The sequence below is a fragment of the Paenibacillus forsythiae T98 genome (assembly GCF_000520735.1).
Lineage (GTDB): Bacteria > Bacillota > Bacilli > Paenibacillales > Paenibacillaceae > Paenibacillus_AQ > Paenibacillus_AQ forsythiae.
In genome coordinates, this window is the sequence record NZ_ASSC01000077.1 from 1 (window position 1) to 4,775 (window position 4,775).

The window sequence follows — 4,775 nt, forward strand, 5'->3', positions numbered from 1 at the left end:
GTGTACTGTCCAAGTTCAAATAGGGGCTAAATAGATTGCTTCCAGCGACAAATACAGCTCTACTAATTGTTAATCCGTATTTTTCAATAGACTTAAGAACCCTTAAACCAGTATCAGGATCATTTCTTGAGAGTAAAATAACCTCGACTATTTGATCCTGGGAGGTATTGATGCTTAATAATCTTTTTATAAGTGGATATGCAACTCCTGGTGTTAATATTTCATTCTCATGCTCTCTCTGATACTCTCGATATACTTCTTCTCCATGTTCTCTGAATACACGGTCGGATTCTGTAAGATCAAATAATGCGCTTGAGGCTACCGCAATAACAAATTTGCTTTCAATATCAAATGGCATTAATCTTTCATCCTTTCACTCGATTCCTTAGATTTACAATTTACCTATCAAAAATCACTTCCCCATTACCTTCTTCACATACTTCTCGGCCTTATAGTCCTTGCGAACTTCACGTAGTCCAGGATTACTGGCCTCACTCCACGATTCCAAAATCATTCTTGGCTCTGCTTCTACAATATCCTGTGCCGCTTTGAGATTATCTTTTTTAAAAGCTTCAATAATATTTATCAAGTCCATTCGATCTAGAAGCTTTACATGGTTAATTCCTGCCAGTGTCTCACATGGCTCAGTATACTTGGATGTAGCGATCACGATGGCTTTCTTGGCTTTGTAGTACCTCATACAAGAGTAGACCTCCTGCACAGCGCTAACACCAACTGGATTGTCTACAGAGTACCGTTTTGCCTGTACTACGTTTCTCACCCCCTCTCGATCTGTAAAAACTACGTCTGCTCCAAAATCACGACTCCCGACAGTCTTGTATACTCCTGAATAGCCAAGTTCAAGAAAAAGTCTGTATAGGTACATTTCAAACCCTGAACCATCCTCCATCCTGTCAATATCAGCAATAGCAATCGACCTCAAGTCATAGTTTTCTTTAAGAAATAAGGAAGGTTTATTGCGCTTTTGTAGAATTTTAAAGAACAACAAGCTGAAACCAAATAACAGGACAATTACTGCCGCCACAAATACATAGATCAATAGAACTACCTCCATTGGCTTAATGGTAAAATAATACCATAATTTTCTTGGAATAAAATATAAAAGTACGTATAAAAAACCTCCCGAAGCTGTGTTTAGCAATAAACACAAGCCTGGGAGGCATGTAATAACAACCCTGAAACGGCGTTTCATGGGTTGTTAATGTTCAATTTTGCCGCTACAATCCGCAGCTCCGAACGCGCGTTTGCGCAGGGCTACCGATCCGGCTTCCATTCAGATCAGCGGAGAGAACACCGCGTCATATCAACTGACTCAGCAAGGCTCCTCGCTAGGCTTCCCCTCATCCGTCGCCGTGCGGAAGCTGTGCCCGCACCCGCATGTGGCGCTGGCGTTCGGGTTGTTGATGGTGAAGCCGCCGGACATGCCGGATGCCTCGAAGTCGATTTCGAGGCCGTCGAGAAGGCGCAGGTTTTCTTTTTCCATCACGACCTTGAGGCCCTTCACATCCATATAGACGTCCTGATCGGTCTCGTTATCGTCAAATCCCATCGCATACGAGAAGCCGCTGCATCCTCCGGGGTTCACGCCAAGACGAAGGAACATGTTCGGAATCTCCTGCGAGTTGCGCATGGTCTTAAGCTGCTCGGCAGCCGTGTCGCTGATTGAAATCATGGTTTCCAGCCTCCTTATCATTTTATGGGATAGAAATATTCTTCATATTTTTAAATAAAGTATACTTCACCCACACCCGCTCCACAAGTTGCAGATCAAGGGAACCGAATGCTGCCGGGCGGTTGCCCGCCTTGGAAGAGAGGTTTATAATAGGTACAGCATGAGGTCAAAATTCGAAATTTTGTCACGTACGGCAGAGTCTCAATCCACAAAATGAATTGCTGCCGCTTCGATATGTTGTTCCTGAGAACATCTGCGTCGTTTTTCTACAGGTGAGAAACAGCGGGATGTTTTCTTGTCTCTGATGGCTGCTTTTACGTCCATGCTGGCTAAGCCTCTTATCCAACAACCCTACTAGGAGGAATCATAATGTCTACCCTTATCACTCCCCACACCGATGCCAGAATGGCGGAAATCATCGAAAAGGTTCGCGGCGGCGAAAGATTGACCCTGGAGGATGGCGTTTATTTATATGATAGCAGCGATCTTCTGACGATCGGCCAGCTTGCTAACGAAGTCAACCAGCGGAAGAACGGAAACAAAGTGTATTTTATCGAAAATATGAGCCTGTACTTTACCAATGTGTGCGAATCCCGCTGCGCGTTCTGCAATTTCCGCAAGGATCAAGGCGAAGAGGGCGCATATACGCTTTCAGGCGAGGAAATGATCGCCTATGTGGAGCAGCATATCCACCCCGGCGTGCGGGAGTTCCATATTGTGGGCGGACATAACAACCATGTTCCGTTTCAATACTATGTCGATTCCCTTCAGGCGCTGCATGACCGCTTTCCGGAAGTTACATTGAAAGCCTACACGGCGGCGGAGATCGATTTCTTCACCCGAATCAGCGGTCTGAGCATTCGTGAAGTGCTGGAACGGCTGCGGGCCGCCGGACTCAAGACGCTGACGGGCGGGGGAGCGGAAATTCTGTCCGATCAATACCGCCAAAAAATGCATGTCGACAAGGCCAACGTAGAGGAGTATCTGGAGGTGCATCGGCAGGCGCACAAGCTCGGCATGCGGACCCATACGACCATGCTGTACGGCTCCATCGAGTCCCATGAGGACCGCGTCCGGCATATGCTGCAAATCCGCGAGCTTCAGGACGAGACGAACGGCTTCATGGTATTCATCCCGCTGTCGATGCAGCCCAAGAGCAAGAATGCCGGCATGATGCGCCGCAACTCCGCGTATGAGGATCTCAAGACGATTGCGGTCAGTCGGCTGATGCTGGACAACATCGACCATATCAAAGCTTATTTTATCAATATCGGACCGCAGCTCACCCAGGTATCGCTTAGCTTCGGCGCGTCGGACGTGCACGGAACGATCCTGAAAGAGCGGATCAGCCACTCCGCGGGAGCGCTCACTCCAGAGGGCATGACACGAGAGGAATTAATCTGGCTTGTAAAGGGCGCAGGCAAAATCCCTGTCGAACGCGACACCTTCTATAACGAGATCAAGGTATACGAGTAGCATATCATTCACATACTCCCGCATTGGAAAGGAAGGGTGGCTGTATGAAGAAACTGCTTATCCTCGGGGGCGGCTATGGCGGCCTCGCACTGATCCAGAAATTGCTGGAGCAGCATCTTCCAAGCGATGTGGAAATTGTCCTGGTCGACCGGATGCCCTATCAGGGCATCAAGACGGAATATTATGCGCTGGCCGCCGGGACCGTCTCCGATCATGATCTTCGTATCGCGTTCCCTGTCCATCCACAGCTCTCCGTCAAATACGGCGAAGTCGATGCCGTCAATCTCGATAAGCGGCTTGTCCTCATGACGGACGGCGAGCTTGTGCCGTATGACCTGCTCGCTATCGCTCTGGGCTGCACGGATAATTATCACGGCATCCCCGGAGCCGAGGAGCATACCTGCGGTATCCAGTCGCTCTTGGATACGCGGGAAACCTACCGACGCCTGAACGATGTGAAGCCTTACGGAACGGTCAACATCATCGGAGGCGGACTTAGCGGGGTTGAGCTTGCCGCCGAGCTGCGGGAAAGCCGTCCTGATCTGAACATTGCCATCCTCGACCGGGGCGAGCGGGTGCTGTCCGCTTTTCCCGCCAGGCTGTCGCAATATGTGGAGGAATGGTTCAGCGAGCATGAGGTGCGGACGCTTGGCCGAATCTCGGTCTCCCATATCGAGAAGGACGCCGTCTATAACGGTTCGCAAGCCATTTCTTCCGACGTTACAGTCTGGACCGGAGGCATTCAGCCGGTCAAAGTGGTTCAGGAGCTTAATCTGGCGAAGGATCACGGCGGGAGGGTCATTCTCGGCCCGTATCATCAGGTTCCGGACTATCCCGAAGTGTATGTGATCGGGGACTGCGCCAGCCTGCCGTTCGCTCCGAGCGCCCAGGCGGCGGGAGCCCAAGGCGAGCAGGTTGCGCAGGTCTTACGGGCCCTGTGGCGCAACGAAACGCCGAGACTGGGCAGAATCAAGCTGAAGGGGACACTTGGTTCCCTGGGAAAAAGCGAAGGCTTCGGGCTGCTGGGCCGCCGGTCCGTCATGGGCCGGGTGCCCCGCATTCTGAAGAGCGGAGTGCTGTGGATGTCCAAGCGGCATTTCGGATAATCCAGTCAGTCCAGCTCAAGCTTGTCCCAAGCCTCCAGCTCCTTAATCTTGTTCTCTATAGCTTCTTCCAGCTCCTCGGCTGAATCCGCAGCGATGATTTCACCGTTGACCATGGCGAACGGCTCGAAGCGGCACTGGCTGCAATTGCCCAGGCAGGTGTATTCGATCACATCGTAATCCGCATTTTGTTCCAGTTTATTCTTGAGCGCTTCTGTGCCATGCCCCAGGTTGCTGACACAAAATTCAATAATTGGTCTCATATAGCTCTCCTTGGCCCTTACTAACCGTTTTATTTTTTAAATATTTGTACTATAATATACGTACGAAAGGAGTGATTGAGAAATGAGTGAGAATACACAAAGTACTAGCATGTATGACGAAGTGCTGGAAGTTCTTGATAAACTGCGTCCGTTTCTGCAGCGCGATGGCGGCGACGTTGAGCTGGTCGACGTTGAGGACGGCATCGTGAAATTGAAGCTGATGGGTGCCTGCGGCAGGGG

Annotated in this window: 7 protein-coding genes; 3 read left to right on the forward strand and 4 right to left on the reverse strand. The window is 50.1% G+C overall.

Annotated features, from left to right (window positions below):
* The 3 genes from L692_RS0102760 to L692_RS0102770 form a co-directional block, all read right to left on the reverse strand.
* The coding region (locus tag L692_RS0102760) for a 5'-nucleotidase (RefSeq protein WP_025696993.1) at positions 1 to 358 on the reverse strand (358 nt) is incomplete at its 3' end.
* A 54-nt stretch (positions 359 to 412) separates the two neighbouring features.
* Entirely contained in the window at positions 413 to 1,075 is a 663-nt protein-coding gene (locus tag L692_RS0102765; protein ID WP_084463049.1) for a restriction endonuclease, read from the reverse strand.
* Between the two features lie 258 nt (positions 1,076 to 1,333).
* Positions 1,334 to 1,693: a HesB/IscA family protein gene (locus L692_RS0102770; protein ID WP_025696996.1), complete on the reverse strand. Its 360-nt coding sequence runs from the start codon at positions 1,691 to 1,693 to the stop codon at positions 1,334 to 1,336.
* 369 nt (positions 1,694 to 2,062) lie between these two features.
* On the opposite strand from L692_RS0102770, the gene mqnE reads away from it, so the two are divergent.
* Both mqnE and L692_RS0102780 read left to right on the forward strand, forming a co-directional pair.
* Positions 2,063 to 3,169 (forward strand): aminofutalosine synthase MqnE, encoded by a 1,107-nt coding sequence (mqnE, locus tag L692_RS0102775; protein ID WP_025696998.1) that lies wholly within the window; start codon positions 2,063 to 2,065, stop codon positions 3,167 to 3,169.
* 44 nt (positions 3,170 to 3,213) lie between these two features.
* Entirely contained in the window at positions 3,214 to 4,275 is a 1,062-nt protein-coding gene (locus tag L692_RS0102780) for an NAD(P)/FAD-dependent oxidoreductase (protein WP_025696999.1), read from the forward strand.
* Positions 4,276 to 4,280: 5 nt separating this feature from the next.
* On the opposite strand, the gene L692_RS0102785 is transcribed toward L692_RS0102780, so the two are convergent.
* Complete coding sequence (locus tag L692_RS0102785; RefSeq protein ID WP_025697001.1) at positions 4,281 to 4,535, reverse strand: YuzB family protein; 255 nt, start codon at positions 4,533 to 4,535, stop codon at positions 4,281 to 4,283.
* 82 nt (positions 4,536 to 4,617) lie between these two features.
* Here L692_RS0102785 and L692_RS0102790 point away from each other — a divergent pair.
* On the forward strand, positions 4,618 to 4,775 hold a 158-nt coding region (locus tag L692_RS0102790; protein WP_025697003.1), incomplete at its 3' end, for a NifU family protein.

Bases quoted from the DNA above. Each gene is read 5' to 3' on its own strand.
- L692_RS0102765 (WP_084463049.1), bottom strand. From the start codon at position 1,075: ATGGAGGTAGTTCTATTGATCTATGTATTTGTGGCGGCAGTAATTGTC.
- L692_RS0102770 (WP_025696996.1), bottom strand. From the start codon at position 1,693: ATGATTTCAATCAGCGACACGGCTGCCGAGCAGCTTAAGACCATGCGC.
- mqnE (WP_025696998.1), top strand. From the start codon at position 2,063: ATGTCTACCCTTATCACTCCCCACACCGATGCCAGAATGGCGGAAATC.
- L692_RS0102780 (WP_025696999.1), top strand. From the start codon at position 3,214: ATGAAGAAACTGCTTATCCTCGGGGGCGGCTATGGCGGCCTCGCACTG.
- L692_RS0102785 (WP_025697001.1), bottom strand. From the start codon at position 4,535: ATGAGACCAATTATTGAATTTTGTGTCAGCAACCTGGGGCATGGCACA.